Below are 16,088 nucleotides of genomic sequence, written 5' to 3'. Positions count from 1 at the left end.
ACGCGGACTCGGGCACGCGAATCCGGTGCGTACCCGGGACGACGCGCATGCGGGAGGTGCGGACGCGCGAAGAAGCGGCGGTCCCTCGGCACGGGGCAGGTGCGAAAAGGCGGCGACCCGTCGACGGGGGAAGATCGACGGGTCGCCTCGGTGCCGCAGTGGCTCAGGGTCCTAGGCCCTGTCTGACCATTCCCGCCTGCCCGGCGACGCCATGCACGCACGCTCGCCGCACCGGACACAGCCCCAAGTACATCCAGTACGAGGGGCTGCGTCCGGCGCGCCGAGCGCACGCACCTGACGCCGCCGAGCCGCCCTTCGGGCGACGCCGCGAATTGTCAGACAGGCCCTAGTGGACGGAGTGCTCCTCCAGCGGGAACGTCCCGCCGACCACGTCCTCGGCGAACGCCTTCGCCGCGTCGCCCATGACCTGGCGCAGGTCGGCGTACTTCTTGACGAACTTCGGCACCCGGCCGCCGGTCAGACCGAGCATGTCGGTCCAGACGAGGACCTGCGCGTCGGTCTCCGGACCGGCACCGATGCCGACGGTCGGGATGTGCAGCGTGCGCGTGACCTCGGCGGCCAGCTCCGCCGGGACCAGTTCCAGGACGACGGCGAACGCGCCGGCGTCCTGCACCGCCTTGGCGTCCCGCAGCAGCTGGTGCGCGGCCTCGTCGCCGCGGCCCTGTACGCGGTAGCCCATGGCGTTCACGGACTGCGGGGTCAGGCCGATGTGCGCCATGACCGGGATGCCGGACTCCACGAGCAGCTCGATCTGGCGGTGCGAGCGCTCGCCGCCCTCCAGCTTCACCGCGCCGACCCCGGCCTCCTTGACGAGGCGGGTCGCCGAGCGCAGGGCCTGCACGGGGCCCTCCTGGTAGGAGCCGAAGGGCAGGTCGCCGACGATCAGGGCGCGCGAGGTGCCCCGGACCACCGCGGCGGACAGCATCGTCATCTCGTCCATCGTGACGGGCACGGTCGTCTCGTACCCCAGGTGGCAGTTGCCCGCCGAGTCGCCGACGAGCATCACCGGGATGCCGGCCTCGTCGAAGACCGACGCGGTCATTGCGTCGTAGGCGGTGAGCATGGGCCACTTCTCGCCGCGTTCCTTGGCGGCGGTGATGTCGCGCACCGTGATACGGCGGGTGCTCTTGCCTCCGTAGAGCGCCTTGCTGCTGTCGGTGCGCTTGAGGGCGCCCTCCGCAGACTGCTCCTGGGCAGCCGAAAGCTGCGTCATCGCAACGGCTCCTTCTGTCATCTCGAGGCGCCCTGACGGCGTCCCCGGACCGCCTCCATGGTGGCACTTCGTGCCACGCGCGGCTAGACCGGGCCGGGCGATGTACGTCTCGTCCAAGCGGGCGGTGTCTGCGCGCCACGGCCCCCGCCTCCGTCCTGCGACCTAGGTCCCTTTGTAAGGTCTCCGTAAAGCATTTCCGATACGAGACGGTGCCGTATCGGAAATCGCCTAGGGTGGTCGCCATGACGACCTCCGCTCCTCCTGCCGAACGACGTGTGTCCGAGGCGGTGCACCGGCGCCGCTGGGCGATCCTCGGCGTGCTCATGCTCAGCCTGCTGATCGTGGTGCTCGACAACTCCATCCTCAACGTCGCGATCAAGACGATCTCGACACCGGCGCCCACCGGACTCGGCGCCACGCAGAGCGAGCTGGAGTGGGCCATCAACGCCTACACGCTCGTCTTCGCCGGACTTCTGTTCACCGCCGGCCTCCTCGGCGACCGGCTCGGCCGCAAGAAGATGCTGCTCGCCGGTCTCGCCGTGTTCGGCATCGGATCCGCGCTGGCCGCGGAGTCCGGCTCGCCGGTCCAGCTCATCGTGTTCCGCGCGGTGATGGGTCTCGGGGCCGCCTTCGTGATGCCCGCGACCCTCGCCGTCCTGATGAACGTCTTCGAGCGCGACGAGCAGCCGAAGGCCATCGGCATCTGGGCCGGCGGCGTCGGTCTCGCCATCGCGATCGGCCCGATCACCGGCGGTGTCCTGCTGGACCACTTCTGGTGGGGCTCGGTCTTCCTGATCAACGTGCCGATCGTGGCGCTCGCGCTGGTCCTGATGTTCTGGCTGGTCCCCGACTCCCGTGACCCGAACCCCGGCCGCCTCGACCCGGTCGGCGTCGTCCTCTCCGTCATCGGGCTCGTCCTGCTGGTCTACGGCATCATCAAGGGCGGCCAGCTCGCCGACTTCACCGACGGCACCGTCCTCGCGACCATCGCCGCCGGGCTCGCCGTCCTCGCCTTCTTCGTCGTGTACGAGAAGCGCAGCGACCACCCGTCGATCGACGTCACGTACTTCCAGAACAAGGTCTTCTCGGCCGCGATCGCGGCCATCGCGCTGGTCTTCTTCGCGCTGATGGGTGTGACCTTCTTCTCCGTCTTCTACACGCAGAGCGTGCGCGGCTACTCGCCGCTGCAGACCGGTCTGCTGATGCTGCCGCTCGCCGCGGCCCAGATCATCTTCGCGCCGCGCGCCCGCCTCGTCGTCGACCGCATCGGCAACAAGGCCACCTGCACGGCGGGCCTGCTGATCATCGCCGCGATGCTCGCCGCGTTCGCCGTCCTGGACACGGACACCCCCATCTGGCTCCTGGAGGTCATCTTCTTCCTCATGGGCACCGGAATGGCGCACATCATGACGCCCACCAGCGTCGTGATAATGCAGGCCCTGCCGCGCGAGAAGGCGGGTTCGGCGTCCGCGCTCAGCAACACCTTCCGTCAAGTCGGCGGCGCCCTGGGCATCGCCGTCCTCGGCTCCGTGCTCTCCACGTCCTACCGCACCGGCATCGAGGACAAGCTGTCCCTCGTCCCGGCCGGCCTGCGGCACACCGCCGGAGAGTCCATCGAGGCCACCCTCGGCGTCGCGGCCCGGCTGGGCCCGCAGGGCAAGGCCCTCGTCACCCCCGCCAACGACGCCTTCCTGCACGCCATGCACGTCACCGCGCTGTGCGGCGCGGGCGTGGCGATCATCGGCGCGCTGGTCGTCGCCGTGTTCCTGCCCGGACGGTCGGCCGAGGAGCGGGCGGGCGAGGAGGAGGCCGAGCTGGTGACGGCCGACCACTGACGCGCCGTCGCACCGATTCGTGGGCATCCTGGCACCGGGTGCCCGCGAATCGCGTGCACCGGGGAGAATGGGACCAGGTCAACGAAGGGAACGGAGTTCGACGTGAGCCTCGCGCACAGCCGACCCGGGCACGGGGGGCCCACCCGGGGACGCCCCCGAAGCGAGGCCGTGGAGCGCGCCATCCTGGAGGGTGTCATGAAACTCCTGGAGGACGGTGTGCCGCTCGGCGAGCTCTCCATCGAGCGCATCGCGCGTACGGCGGGCGTCGGCAAGGCGACCATCTACCGCCGTTGGAGCGGCAAGGAAGAGCTCTTCGTCGACGTCCTGCGCGCCGCCGAACCCCCCGATCCCGACCTCCCCGGCACCTCGATGCGCGACGACCTGATCGTGCTGCTCGAGTCGCTGCGCCAACGCGGCCTGCTCAACCGCTCGTCGGCGATCCTGCACAACGTCCACGCGCAGATGAAGAGCAGCCCGAAACTCTGGGCCGCCTACGACGCGACCGTCATAGCGCCGCGGCGCCAGCTGGGTTACGAGGTGCTGCGGCGCGGCCAGCGCAACGGCGAACTGCGCACGGACCTCGACATCGAGTTGCTCAACGACCTGTTCGTCGGCCCCATGCTCGTGCGGGCCGTGTTGCGCCCGGAGACGGAACTCCCCGAGGACCTCGCGGAGCGGATCGTCGACACGGTGCTGGAGGGGCTGCGTCCCGACCGGCCGTAGACCGCATCGTTTCTGACGGGCCGGTTCCTGACGGATCGAATGTGCGCGTTTCGTCACAGAGGACGCGATCCGCGTCCTCATCCGGAACTCCGGACGCGAAGTTGTACGTCCCCTTGCCCGTACGGCCGCCCCCGGGCGGCAGGAACGACGCCGATCATCCCCTAGGGTCGTAGCCGAGGGGCAGACGGTGCGCGCGGCAGTTTGTGAGGCGACGGTATGGCGCAGGCGTATATGACGGAGACGGGAAGCGGCGGCCAGGGGCCGGACCGCAGAGGGTCCCGGCTTCGGCGCCTGCTCGACGGCTGGCGCGGCGACCGGGGTATCTGGCGCCGTGGCATCCTCCTCGCCGCCTTCGCGGTGTTCCTCGCCCTGGTGATGCTGCTGCACGCGCAGATCCCCAACCGCATCGGCAACCTCGGCAGCCTCACGGAGACGTTCCTGCCGTGGCTCGGCGTGTTCGTCCCGGTCCTGCTGGTCCTCGGCCTGGTGCGGAAGTCCCTCACCGCCCTGATCGCCGTGCTGCTGCCCGCGATCGTCTGGCTGAACCTGTTCGGCGGACTGCTCACCGACAAGACCGGCACCGGCGGCGACCTCACCGTCGCCACCCACAACGTCAACGCCGAGAACCCGGACCCGTCCGGCACCGCCCGCGACGTGGCCTCCTCCGGTGCCGACGTGCTGGCCCTGGAGGAGCTGACCGCCTCCGCGGTCCCGGTCTACGAGAAGGCGCTCGCGTCGACGTACAAGTACCACTCCGTGCAGGGCACCGTCGGACTGTGGAGCAAGTACCCGCTGTCCGGTTCCCGGCCCGTCGACATCAAGCTGGGCTGGACGCGCGCCATGCGGGCGACGGTGGACGCGCCGGCCGGGCAGGTCGCCGTGTACGTCGCCCACCTGCCCTCGGTGCGCGTGAAGATGGAGGCGGGGTTCACCGCACGCCAGCGCGACAAGAGCGCCGACGCGCTGGGCGAGGCCATCGCCGACGAGCGTCTGACGCGGGTCGTCCTGCTCGGCGACCTCAACGGCACGATGAACGACCGCGCCCTGAACGCCGTCACCGCGCAGATGCGCTCCACCCAGGGCGCGGCGGGCAGCGGCTTCGGGTTCAGCTGGCCGGCGTCGTTCCCGATGGCCCGCATCGACCAGATCATGGTCAAGGGCGTCGAGCCGGTGACCTCCTGGACCCTGCCCGAGACCGGCAGCGACCACCTGCCGATCGCCGCTCGCGTCAAGATCGACGAATCGGCGTCGTAGCCCCGGGAATACTGGGCCTGAGCTATTTTGTTCCGTAGCTGAACTTATGCTGTCCGTGCACAGTGCCGTGCACGGGCGGCGACATGCCTACGGAGCAGCACCCGTGCGGCGCACCGCTCCACCACCCCGCTCGTGAAAGGCCCCTCCATGCCCCTGGCCCTGCTCGCCCTAGCCGTGGGCGCCTTCGGCATCGGTACCACCGAGTTCGTGATGATGGGGCTGCTCCCCGACGTCGCGGACGACCTGCACATATCCATCCCCGCCGCCGGGCACCTCGTCTCCGCGTACGCCCTCGGCGTCGTCATCGGTGCCCCGCTGCTCGCCGCGGCCACCGCCCGGATGCCCCGCCGCAAGGTCCTGATCGCCCTCATGGGCCTCTTCGTCGCGGGCAACGCCCTCTCCGCCCTCGCCCCCGACGAGCACTGGCTGCTCGCCGCCCGCTTCCTCAGCGGACTGCCGCACGGCGCCTTCTTCGGCGTGGGCGCCGTCGTCGCGACCGGCATGGTCGCCCCCGAACGCAAGGCGCGCTCCGTCTCCCTGATGTTCCTCGGCCTGACCGTCGCGAACATCGCCGGCGTCCCCGTCGCCACGCTCGTGGGGCAGCACCTCGGCTGGCGTGCCGCCTTCCTCGGCGTCAGCGTCATCGGTGTCGCCGCCATCGCCTCGCTGCTGCTGCTCATCCCGCACGCCCCGGCGCACGCCCCCGCGGGCGGTCTGCGCGGCGAGCTCGCCGCGCTGCGCTCCCTGCCCGTCTGGCTGGCGCTCGGCACCACCGTGGCGGGCTTCGGGGCGCTGTTCTCCGCGTACAGCTACGTCGCGCCCATGCTCACGGACTCCGCCGGGTACGCCGAGGGCAGCGTCACCCTGCTGCTCGCCCTCTTCGGCGTCGGCGCGACCGTAGGCAACCTCGTCGGCGGACGCCTCGCCGATCACTCGCTGCGCGGCACGCTCTTCGGCGGCCTGGCGTCCCTCGTCGTCGTCCTCGCGCTCTTCCCGGCCCTCATGGGCGCGCAGTGGAGCGCGGCCGTCGCGGTCACCCTCCTCGGCGTCGCCGCGTTCGTCACCGGCTCGCCCCTCCAGTTGATGGTCATGGAGAAGGCCGCCGCCGCGCCGTCCCTCGCGTCCTCCGCCAACCAGGCCGCGTTCAACCTCGCCAACGCCGGTGGCGCGTGGATCGGCGGGCTCGCCCTGGCCGCCGGATTCGGCGTGACGTCTCCCGCGGTCGCCGGGGCGGGGCTCGCGGTGCTCGGGCTCGTCGTCGCCGGTGTCGCGTACGGCGTGGACCGGCGCCGGGCGCCGGCCTCCGGGGCCGGCGCGTCCGCCGGGCGGCTCGTCGCCGGGCACGTCCCGTCGGCCGCGGAGCGGGTCTCCGGCTGACCCGGGGGCGGTCCACCGGTATTCGCCCCCTCCGCCCCTACCCGTCCCGTCCCCGGGGCTCCGCCCCGGACCCCGCTCCTCAAACGCCGGAGGGGCTGATTCTTCGCCGCTGCCGACCGGAGCCGGAGGGTTCCAGCCCGTCCGGCGCTTGAGGACGAGGCCGTTCAGGCCGATGCGGGGGTGCGGGGGCGGAGCCCCCGAGTGCCGGGCGGGACCCAGGGGCGGAGCCCCCGAAGTGCCGGCCGGGGCCGAGTCCGGGTGGCGGCCGGGGCGACAGCGTCGGCCGTCGGGTGCAGTGGGGCGGCACACACCCCATTGCGTCGCTCTGACGATTAGACTGGCCCCGTGCCTCAACTACGTCTCGCTCTGAATCAGATCGACTCGACGGTCGGCGACATCGCCGCCAACGTCGAGGCGATCGTCCGTTGGACCCGGCACTCCGCCGAGCAGGGAGCGCACCTGGTGGCGTTCCCCGAGATGGTGCTGACCGGGTATCCCGTGGAGGACCTCGCCCTGCGGTCGTCCTTCGTCGAGGCCTCCCGCGCGGCGCTGCACTCGCTCGCCGCCCGCCTGGCCGACGAGGGATTCGGGGAGCTGCCGGTGATCGTCGGCTACCTCGACCGGTCCGAGACGGCGCAGCCGAAGTACGGCCAGCCGGCCGGCGCCCCGCAGAACGCCGCCGCCGTGCTGCACGGCGGCCGGGTGGCGCTGACCTTCGCCAAGCACCACCTCCCCAACTACGGCGTGTTCGACGAGTTCCGGTACTTCGTGCCCGGCGACACCATGCCGGTCGTACGGGTGCACGGCATCGATGTCGCCCTCGCCATCTGCGAGGACCTCTGGCAGGACGGCGGGCGCGTCCCCGCCGCCCGCTCCGCCGGGGCCGGCCTGCTGCTCTCCGTCAACGCCTCCCCGTACGAGCGCGACAAGGACGACACGCGTCTGGAGCTGGTGCGCAAGCGGGCCCAGGAGGCGGGCTGCACCACCGCCTACCTCGCCATGATCGGCGGACAGGACGAGCTCGTCTTCGACGGCGACTCGATCGTCGTGGACCGGGACGGTGAAGTCGTCGCACGGGCACCGCAGTTCGCGGAGGGATGCGTCGTCCTGGACCTGGACCTGCCGGCCGGGGCCGCCGAGCCCGTGACGGGCGTCGTCGACGACGGGCTGCGCATCGAGCGGCTGGTCGTCTCCGAGGAGCCGCTGCCGCCCTACGAGGTGGAGCTGACCGGAGGTTACGCCGAGCGGCTCGACGACGACGAGGAGGTGTACTCGGCGCTCGTCGTCGGCCTGCGCGCCTACGTGGCGAAGAACGGTTTCCGTTCCGTGCTCGTCGGCCTGTCCGGAGGCATCGACTCGGCGCTCGTCGCCGCCATCGCGTGCGACGCGGTCGGCGCGCAGAACGTGTACGGCGTGTCGATGCCGTCGAAGTACTCCTCGGACCACTCCAAGGGGGACGCGGCCGAACTGGCGCGACGCACGGGGCTGAACTTCCGTACCGTGCCGATCGAGCCGATGTTCGACGCCTACATGTCGTCGCTGGGGCTGACGGGTCTGGCCGAGGAGAATCTCCAGTCGCGGCTGCGGGGCACGATGCTCATGGCCGTCTCCAACCAGGAGGGGCACATCGTGCTGGCGCCCGGCAACAAGTCCGAGCTGGCCGTGGGCTACTCCACCCTCTACGGCGACTCCGTCGGCGCGTACGGGCCCATCAAGGACGTGTACAAGACGTCCGTCTTCCGGCTCGCCGAGTGGCGCAACCGGGCGGCGGCCGAGCGCGGGCAGACGCCGCCGATCCCGGAGAGCTCCATCACCAAGCCGCCGAGCGCCGAGCTGCGGCCGGGCCAGGTCGACACGGACTCGCTGCCCGACTATCCCGTCCTGGACGCGATCCTGGAGCGGTACGTGGACCGCGACGAGGGTGCCGACACCATCGTGGCGGCCGGCTTCGACCGGGAACTCGTGGTGAAGACGCTCCGCATGGTCGACACGGCGGAGTACAAGCGGCGCCAGTACCCGCCGGGCACCAAGATCTCCGCGAAGGGCTTCGGCAAGGACCGCCGGCTGCCCATCACCAACGGCTGGCGCGAGCACGCGTGACCCGCGGCGGGGCGAGGACCCCGCGCGGCACCGGGAGGTCCCGGTAGCCGGGCGAACCCCCATGCCCGCTCCTCCCGGAGAGAGCCCGCTTCTCCCGGAGAGAGTCCGCTCCTCCCGGACGGACAGGACAAACGCGTGCGCCCGCCCCTCCCGAAGAACAGGAGAAGCGGGCGCACCCGTGATGACGGTCCGTCAGTGACGGTTGTACGACTCGACGTAGCCCGGGGCGGGTGAACCCACGCCGGTGACGTCGTCGTAGCCCTTCACGGCCTTCAGCGAGCTGTCCTTGCCGAGGCTGCGGACGGAGGTGAGCACACCGTCGGCCGCGTCGAAGCCGTTCGCGAAGTCGACACGCGCCACGGCGAGCCCGGACCCCGTGGGGGTGTCCGTGACGTCGTGGTACGCCTTCGAGCCGTACTTGGCGTAGATCGACGGGTTGGCGAAGCCGATCGCCTTGCCGCCGCGCGCCTCCTGGGCCAGGGCCTGCACGCCCGCGATCACCGGAGCGGCGAGCGAGGTGCCGCCGATGCGGTACTCGCTGTACTGCTCGGTCCCGTCCGGGAAGGTCTGCGTCTGGCCGACCTTGAAACCGGTGTTGGGGTCGGCGATGGCCGCGATGTCCGGGACGACCCGGTTGCCCGCGGGGTTGTTCGCCGTGGCGAGCGCGTTCGGGACGACACCCTTCTGGTAGTACGGCTGCGCCACGGTCTTGCTCGTGCCGCCGCCCGCACCTGAGGTGAACGCGCCCGGGAACGCGTCCCAGCTCTTCCCGTCGGCCGACAGGCCGGCCTTCTGGGTGCCCCAGCCGGTCTCCCACAGGTACGAGTCGCCCTTGCCGACCGCCAGCGAGGTGCCGCCGACAGCCGTCACCCACGCCGAGTTGGCCGGGGTGTCGACCTGCTTCGTACCGGTGTTGGCGACCTCGTCGCCGTTGTCGCCGGAGGAGAAGTAGAAGCCGATGCCCTGGACGGCGCCGAACTGGAAGACCTGGTCGTAGGCGGCCGCGATGTCCGGCGTCTCGTTGGCCTCGATGTCGCCCCACGAGTTGGAGACGATGTCGGCCAGGTGCCCGTCGACGATCTTGTTCAGCGAGTCGAGCAGATCGTCGTCGTAGCAGGAGGCGGCACCCACGTAGGTGATGCTCGCGTCCGGCGCGACGGCGTGCACGGCCTCGACGTCGAGGGTCTCCTCGCCGTACCAGCCGGCGGCTCCGCACTCCTCGGTCTTCGTGTACTTCTTCGGCAGCACCTGACGCAACTGGCCGCTGCTGTACGTCGCGTCACCGTGCTTGCCGGCGTAGGTGGCCGCGTCGAAGGCGATGGTCGGCGAGGCGTACGCGTCGGTGATGGCGACCCGCACCCCCTTGCCGGTGCGCTTGCCCGCGCCGTACGCGGCGCGCAGCTGCTTGCCCGTGTAGCCCTTGACCGCGTACGGGATCTTCTTGCCGTAGGCGTTCGGCAGGGTGCTCGCGACGTTCGAGCCGTAGTACGAGGAGAACGGCCCGGAGTTCTTGAACACCGCGTCCGGGGGCGGCAGCTGGTCGGCGTGTGTCGCCTTGTGCGGCGCGTTGTCCAGGCCGGTGACGGTCAGGACGGCGCCGTTCAGGGCGGCCGGGGCGGAAGCCGTCTTCGACGGCGCCCGGTAGGTCTTGGCACCCTTGGCGTAGTTGTGCAGCTGGGTGCCGAAGGCCTTCTCGGCGGCGGCCACGTCACCGGTCACGGAGACGTAGTGCCGCGTGGTGCCGGTGACCTTCAGGCCGGCCGACTTCAGCCACGAGGTCACCGCGGTGACCTGGGCCTTGGTGGCGCCGAAGCGCGTCTGCGCCTGCTTGGCGCTCAGGTACTTGCCGTACGAGGCCGAGTCCGGGTCGGACACGGCCTTGGCGTACGCGGCCAGACCGGAGGCGTTCCGGCCGGCGAGGTAGACCCGGGCGGAGACCTGGGAGCCGTCGGACGTGGCCCCCTTGTCCGCCTTCGCCGTCGCCCAGGCGGGCTTGGTGCCCGCGAGGGTGTCCCGGCTCGGGCCGTCCGCGGCGTGGGCCGCGGGTATGCCGAGCGCCAGCGCGCCGGCGAGTAGTGGCAGTGTCGCCGCCATGCTCACCCCGGCGCGCGTCTTGGCGCGATTGGATCTCATAGAACCCCCTGCGATGCGGTTCGTCGCATGTAGTGGTCTTTCGGTGAAACACGTGGTTGCCCGCGCCTGAGGAGGTGGCGGGTAATGGATCACACGATGGGGGCCACTCTGGCGATGAACCGTTCATGCCAGGGGAATGGAAAGGCCAAGGAAACCCCAAGTGGCCGTGATTCGCGGCCGTTTGGGGCGGTTTGCGGCAGGCCTCTGGGGAGAATCGAGGGTTTTCCCTCGGTTCCATGACGAGTTGTTGTGAAAAGGCCCCGGCCTTGTGTAGGCGCGGGGCCGGTTGTCCGGGTCAGGGCTTCGGGCGTGGCGGACCCGCCGTGCGCGCGGAGTCCCGGTGCGGCCGTGTGGAGCTGCGCAAGGGACGGACCGTCAGCGCGCGAGGCCGCTGTCGGCGACGGGCTGCTGCCGGGACGCCCGACGGAGCCAGAGCCCGTCCCGGAGCTCGGAGCGCCCCGGGACCGGCCCGCACACGTCCTAGTCGCGCGCCTTCGCGCCGCGCGCCTTGAGCATGTCGGCCATCAGCCGGATCTCCGACTGCTGGGCGTCGACCATGCCCTGCGCCAGCTTCTTCTCCACGCCGACCTTGCACTTCGCGACACAGCCCTCGGCCATGTGGATGCCGCCCTTGTGGTGGTCGGTCATCAGCTGGAGGTAGAAGATCTCCGCCTGCTTGCCGTTCAGCGTGCCGAGCTTCTTCATCTCGGCGTTGGTGGCCATGCCGGGCATCAGGGCACCGTCGTCGCCGGAGGCCATGTCACCCATGCCCATCCAGGTCATGGGGGCGTCCGCGGACACCTTCGGCAGCTCCCACAGGTCGAGCCAGCCGATCAGCATGCCGCGCTGATTGGCCTGCGTCTGCGCGATGTCGTACGCGAGACGCCGTACCTCGGTGTCCTTGGTGCGGTCGCGCACGATGTACGACATCTCGACGGCCTGCTGGTGGTGGACCGCCATGTCGCGCGCGAAGCCCGCGTCGGCGGAGTCGGCGGCGGGCACGCCGGTGTTCGAGCCGTCGTCCTGCGCCACCGCGTACGTGATCGCGCCGCCCGCGACGAGCACGGCCGCGGCGGTTCCCGCGATCCAGCCGACCTGCCTCACTGGGACAGACCGTTGGTGCAGGCGGCGCCAGGCTCGGGCGTCTGCTTGCCCTGCACGAACTCCGAGAAGAACTTGTCGACGTTCGGGTCGCTCGCGCCCGTCACCGTGCGCTGCTTGCCCCAGGCGCTGAGCATGATCGGGTCCTTCTGGTCGTCGACGGGGCTCATCAGCGTGTACGGGGTCTTCTTGACCTTCGCCGCGAGGGCCTTCACGTCCGCGTCCGACGCCTTGCTGTTGTACGTCACCCAGACGGCGCCGTGCTCCAGCGAGTGCACGGCGTTCATGTTGTTGACCGCCTTTGCGTAGACGTCGCCGTTGCAGTTCATCCAGACCTGGTTGTGGTCACCGCCGACCGGCGGCTCCATCGGGTACGTCACGGTCTTGGAGACGTGGTTGCGGGCCAGCGTGCCCTGCCAGGTCTTCACGCCGTCCTTGCCCGTGACGAAGTGGCCCGCCGTCTTCGAGTCGCTCGCCGAGTCGTTCTTGTCGGACTGCGATTTCACGAGGACGACGCCGCCGACGACGAGGCCGGCGACGACGACCACGCTCGCGGTGATCGTGAGGATCCGGTTGCGCCGCTCACGGGCGCGCTCGGCACGGCGCAGCTCCTCTATGCGCGCCTTGCGCGAGGCGTTGCTGGTGTTCTTGGCGGAACCCATGGCGAGTCCTTATGGGGGAATGGGACGGTCGGTCCGCTGATCGTAGTAGGGGAGACGGTCGCGTATGCAGAGCGGGCCACAGGAATGACCGAACAGGGGGGCTTCGGGCCGGTGGATGGGCGGCTTTCGTCCCGATAATTTGAACCTCGGATGCGTATTATTTACGCTGGCGGTATGCGGCTGCTGCGATCCACCGACCTTGCCCTGCGCGTCCTGATGCGGCTCGCCGTCGCGGACGGGGCCACCCCCACGACCCGCGAGGTCGCCGAGGACATGGACGTGCCGTACACGCATGCCGCGAAGGTCGTCGCCGAGCTCCAGCACCTGGGCCTGCTCGCGGCCCGCCGCGGCCGGGGTGGCGGCCTCGCGCTCACCGAGGCGGGGCTCTCGGCGTCGGTGGGCGCCGTCGTCCGCGCCTTCGAGGGGGACGGGGACGTCGTCGAGTGCGAGGGGGCCGTGCCCTGCCCGCTGAACTCCGCCTGCCGCCTGCGCGGTGCGCTCAAGCGGGCCCAGGAGGCGTTCTACGCCTCGCTGGACCCGCTGACCGTCGCGGACATGGTCGCCGCGCCGACCGGGCCCGTGCTGCTCGGCATCTCCCGGCGCTGACCGGGCCCCGCGACGACGGCCGGCACCTTCCGGCGCCGGCCGCCTCGCCCTTTGCCGACCGTCGGCTCAGTCGTGGGCGAGCCACAGGTCGGGCCCGAACACCTCGTAGTGGATGTCGGCGGCCGCCACGCCCTTGTCGAGGAGCTGCTCCCGCACCCTGCGCATGAAGGGCAGCGGACCGCACAGGTACGCCCGGGCGCCCGGCAGGACCGCCACCCCGGAGAGGTCGACGAAGCCCGTGCGGTCGGCGGGGTGCCCCGGCTCCGGGCGCTCGTACCAGAAGTGGACGGCCGCGTCCGGCAGCTTGCCCGCGTACGCCTCGTGGTCGGCGCGCAGGGCGTGCTCGGCCGGTGAGCGGTCCGCGTGCACCACGGTGACCGGAGCGCTGTGTCCGGTGTCCGCGAGCTGCTCCAGCATCGCGATCATCGGAGTCACGCCGATTCCGGCCGAGGCGAGCAGGAGCGGCGCGTCGTCGGCCTCCAGCACCAGATCGCCGTACGGGGCGGAGAGCCACAGCCTGTCGCCTTCGTGCACGCGCGCGTGGAGGTGGTTCGAGACCTCGCCGTCGGGCGCGCCGCCCCCGTGCACGCGCTTCACGCCGATCTGGCGCACGGGTGAGCCCGGGGCGCTGGACAGGCTGTACTGACGTATCTGACGGGCGCCGTCCGGCAGTTCGACGCGCGCCGAGACGTACTGCCCCGGGCGGAAGTCCGGCACCGGCCCGCCGTCGGCCGGGCGCAGCCGGAAGGTCGCGACGTCCGCGGTCTCCTCGACCCGGTCGACGACCTCCCACTCGCGCCAGCCGCCGCCGTCCCGCTCGTCGTACAGGCGTCGCTCGATGGCGACGAGGGCGTTCGCCATCAGCCAGTAGACCTCGTCCCAGGCCGCCGCGACCTCGGGGGTCACCGCGTCGCCGAGCACTCCGGCGATGGCCGCGAACAGGTGCTCGTGGACGACCGCGTACTGCTCGGGCGCGACGCCCAGAGAGGCGTGCTTGTGAGCGATGCGCTGGAGCATCGCGTCCGGGCGCTCGTCCGGGTGTTCCACCAGGTATGTGGCGAACGCGGCGATGGAGCCGGCCAGGGCCTGGCGCTGGGTGCCGGCGGCCTGGTTGCCGCGGTTGAAGAGGTCGCGCAGCAGGCCGGGGTGGGCGGCGAACAGTCCGGCGTAGAAGCGCTCGGTGATCTCTCCGATGGCGGCTCCGACGACGGGGAGGGTGGCGCGCACGGTGGCGGTGGACTGTTCGGACAGCATCAGGGCTCCTCGGGGGAGAGGCGGGAGGGTGGGCCGCGGCCCCCCTTGTCTGCCCCGCACGGTAGTAAAACTTGCATCTGAGATGCAAATTAAAATCGAAGCGGGAGGAGGCGGGGGTCGGCCATTTCAGAGACGCGGCCGAACAGGCAAGATGGGCCCAGAGCAGGACACCTGCCGTACGCGAGGCGTTCAGACCGGGGTCGCCCGGGCGATCATGGTCCGCAACGCGCACGAAATGGTGTTGTGGTGGGATGCTCAGGTGCCCCGATCGTCCCCGGGACGTGGGAGCAGGCGGCCTGACCAGCAAGGATGGGTGGAAGCGGAAGATGGACAAGCAGCAGGAGTTCGTGCTCCGGACCCTGGAGGAGCGGGACATCCGGTTCGTACGTCTGTGGTTCACGGACGTGCTCGGCTTCCTCAAGTCGGTGGCCGTGGCCCCGGCCGAGCTGGAACAGGCCTTCGACGAGGGCATCGGCTTCGACGGCTCCGCGATCGAGGGCTTCGCCCGCGTCTACGAGTCCGACATGATCGCCAAGCCGGACCCCTCCACCTTCCAGGTCCTGCCCTGGCGCGCCGAGGCCCCCGGCACCGCCCGCATGTTCTGCGACATCCTCATGCCGGACGGCTCCCCGTCCTTCGCCGACCCGCGCTACGTGCTCAAGCGGGCCCTGGCCAAGACCTCCGACCTGGGCTTCACCTTCTACACCCACCCGGAGATCGAGTTCTTCCTGCTGAAGGACCGCCCGCTGGACGGCTCGCGGCCCACCCCCGCCGACAACTCCGGCTACTTCGACCACACCCCGCAGAACGTCGGCCAGGACTTCCGGCGCCAGGCCATCACGATGCTGGAGTCGATGGGCATCTCGGTCGAGTTCAGCCACCACGAGGGCGCCCCGGGCCAGCAGGAGATCGACCTGCGCTACGCCGACGCGCTCTCCACGGCCGACAACATCATGACCTTCCGGCTGATCATGAAGCAGGTCGCGCTGGAGCAGGGCGTGCAGGCCACCTTCATGCCGAAGCCGTTCTCGGAGTACCCGGGCAGCGGAATGCACACCCACCTCTCCCTCTTCGAGGGCGACCGCAACGCTTTCTACGAGTCCGGCTCGGAGTACCAGCTCTCCAAGGTCGGCCGCTCCTTCATCGCCGGCCTGCTCCGGCACGCCGCGGAGATCTCCGCCGTCACCAATCAGTGGGTCAACTCCTACAAGCGCATCTGGGGCGGCTCCGAGCGCACCGCTGGCGCCGGCGGCGAGGCGCCCTCGTACATCTGCTGGGGTCACAACAACCGGTCCGCACTGGTCCGCGTCCCCATGTACAAGCCCGGCAAGACCGGCTCGGCCCGCGTCGAGGTCCGCTCCCTCGACTCCGGCGCCAACCCCTACCTGGCCTACGCCCTCCTCCTCGCCGCCGGCCTGAAGGGCATCGAAGAGGGCTACGAGCTCCCGCCGGGCGCCGACGACGACGTGTGGGCCCTCTCCGACGCCGAACGCCGCGCCATGGGCATCGAGCCCCTCCCGCAGAACCTCGGCGAGGCGCTCACCCTCATGCAGCGCAGCGAACTCGTCGCCGAGACCCTCGGCGAACACGTCTTCGACTTCTTCCTGCGCAACAAGAAGTCGGAGTGGGAGGAGTACCGGTCCGAGGTGACCGCGTTCGAGCTGCGGAAGAATCTGCCGGTGCTGTAGAGGCAGGTCAGCGGCACTTTTCGTGATGCCGTACGCGGGCCCTGCGGTTGACGACCGCAGGGCCCGCGGCTGTCCTCACTGGGCCGCAACCGCTTCGAGGACCCGGGAACGTTCGCTGCGC

At 70.7% G+C, this 16,088-nt stretch carries 12 protein-coding genes; 7 read left to right on the top strand and 5 right to left on the bottom strand.

The window, feature by feature from the left end; translation table 11 throughout:
* Nucleotides 1–346: 346 nt before the first annotated feature.
* Nucleotides 347–1,234, bottom strand: a complete 888-nt coding sequence (panB, locus tag BKI49_RS10115) for a 3-methyl-2-oxobutanoate hydroxymethyltransferase (RefSeq protein ID WP_095933892.1) — start codon at nt 1,232–1,234, stop codon at nt 347–349.
* A gap of 242 nt (nt 1,235–1,476) precedes the next feature.
* Here panB and BKI49_RS10110 point away from each other — a divergent pair, with 242 nt between their 5' ends.
* The 5 genes from BKI49_RS10110 (at nt 1,477) to BKI49_RS10090 (ending at nt 8,523) form a co-directional block, all read left to right on the top strand.
* The gene (locus BKI49_RS10110; protein WP_095934121.1) at nt 1,477–3,069 is read left to right on the top strand and encodes an MFS transporter; all 1,593 of its coding nucleotides are present in this window, start codon (nt 1,477–1,479) and stop codon (nt 3,067–3,069) included.
* Between the two features lie 102 nt (nt 3,070–3,171).
* A complete protein-coding gene (locus BKI49_RS10105) occupies nt 3,172–3,792 on the top strand; it encodes a TetR/AcrR family transcriptional regulator (RefSeq protein WP_179332385.1) in 621 nt (206 codons plus the stop codon).
* Nucleotides 3,793–4,008: 216 nt separating this feature from the next.
* Complete coding sequence (locus BKI49_RS10100) at nt 4,009–5,046, top strand: endonuclease/exonuclease/phosphatase family protein (protein WP_095933891.1); 1,038 nt, start codon at nt 4,009–4,011, stop codon at nt 5,044–5,046.
* Nucleotides 5,047–5,193: 147 nt separating this feature from the next.
* Complete coding sequence (locus BKI49_RS10095) at nt 5,194–6,423, top strand: MFS transporter (RefSeq protein WP_095933890.1); 1,230 nt, start codon at nt 5,194–5,196, stop codon at nt 6,421–6,423.
* 345 nt (nt 6,424–6,768) lie between these two features.
* The gene (locus BKI49_RS10090) at nt 6,769–8,523 is read left to right on the top strand and encodes an NAD+ synthase (protein WP_095933889.1); all 1,755 of its coding nucleotides are present in this window, start codon (nt 6,769–6,771) and stop codon (nt 8,521–8,523) included.
* 192 nt (nt 8,524–8,715) lie between these two features.
* On the opposite strand, the gene BKI49_RS10085 is transcribed toward BKI49_RS10090, so the two are convergent.
* From BKI49_RS10085 to BKI49_RS10075, 3 genes are all read right to left on the bottom strand, one after another.
* Entirely contained in the window at nt 8,716–10,656 is a 1,941-nt protein-coding gene (locus BKI49_RS10085) for a S53 family peptidase (RefSeq protein WP_095933888.1), read from the bottom strand.
* Nucleotides 10,657–11,136: 480 nt separating this feature from the next.
* Nucleotides 11,137–11,760 carry a DUF305 domain-containing protein gene (locus BKI49_RS10080; RefSeq protein WP_179332384.1) on the bottom strand — a complete coding sequence of 208 codons (624 nt, stop codon included), beginning with the start codon at nt 11,758–11,760 and terminating at the stop codon, nt 11,137–11,139.
* Nucleotides 11,757–12,419 carry a DUF3105 domain-containing protein gene (locus tag BKI49_RS10075; RefSeq protein WP_095933886.1) on the bottom strand — a complete coding sequence of 221 codons (663 nt, stop codon included), beginning with the start codon at nt 12,417–12,419 and terminating at the stop codon, nt 11,757–11,759. The genes BKI49_RS10080 and BKI49_RS10075 overlap by 4 nt, the downstream gene beginning before the upstream one ends.
* Before the next feature lie 174 nt (nt 12,420–12,593).
* Between BKI49_RS10075 and BKI49_RS10070 the strand changes: the two genes are divergently transcribed.
* Nucleotides 12,594–13,025: an RrF2 family transcriptional regulator gene (locus BKI49_RS10070; protein WP_095933885.1), complete on the top strand. Its 432-nt coding sequence runs from the start codon at nt 12,594–12,596 to the stop codon at nt 13,023–13,025.
* A gap of 66 nt (nt 13,026–13,091) precedes the next feature.
* Here the strand turns inward: BKI49_RS10070 and BKI49_RS10065 are convergent, their stop codons facing one another.
* Nucleotides 13,092–14,279, bottom strand: coding sequence for a globin domain-containing protein (locus tag BKI49_RS10065; protein WP_095933884.1), 1,188 nt, complete (start codon nt 14,277–14,279; stop codon nt 13,092–13,094).
* Between the two features lie 326 nt (nt 14,280–14,605).
* Between BKI49_RS10065 and glnA the strand changes: the two genes are divergently transcribed.
* The gene (gene glnA / locus BKI49_RS10060) at nt 14,606–15,967 is read left to right on the top strand and encodes a type I glutamate--ammonia ligase (RefSeq protein WP_028800782.1); all 1,362 of its coding nucleotides are present in this window, start codon (nt 14,606–14,608) and stop codon (nt 15,965–15,967) included.
* The last annotated feature ends 121 nt before the right edge of the window (nt 15,968–16,088 follow it).

The sequence above is a fragment of the Streptomyces sp. Tue6028 genome (assembly GCF_002300165.1).
Taxonomy (GTDB): Bacteria; Actinomycetota; Actinomycetes; order Streptomycetales; family Streptomycetaceae; genus Streptomyces; species Streptomyces siamensis.
Note: the sequence above shows the minus strand (reverse complement) of the source record. Positions and strands in the feature narration are given on the sequence as shown.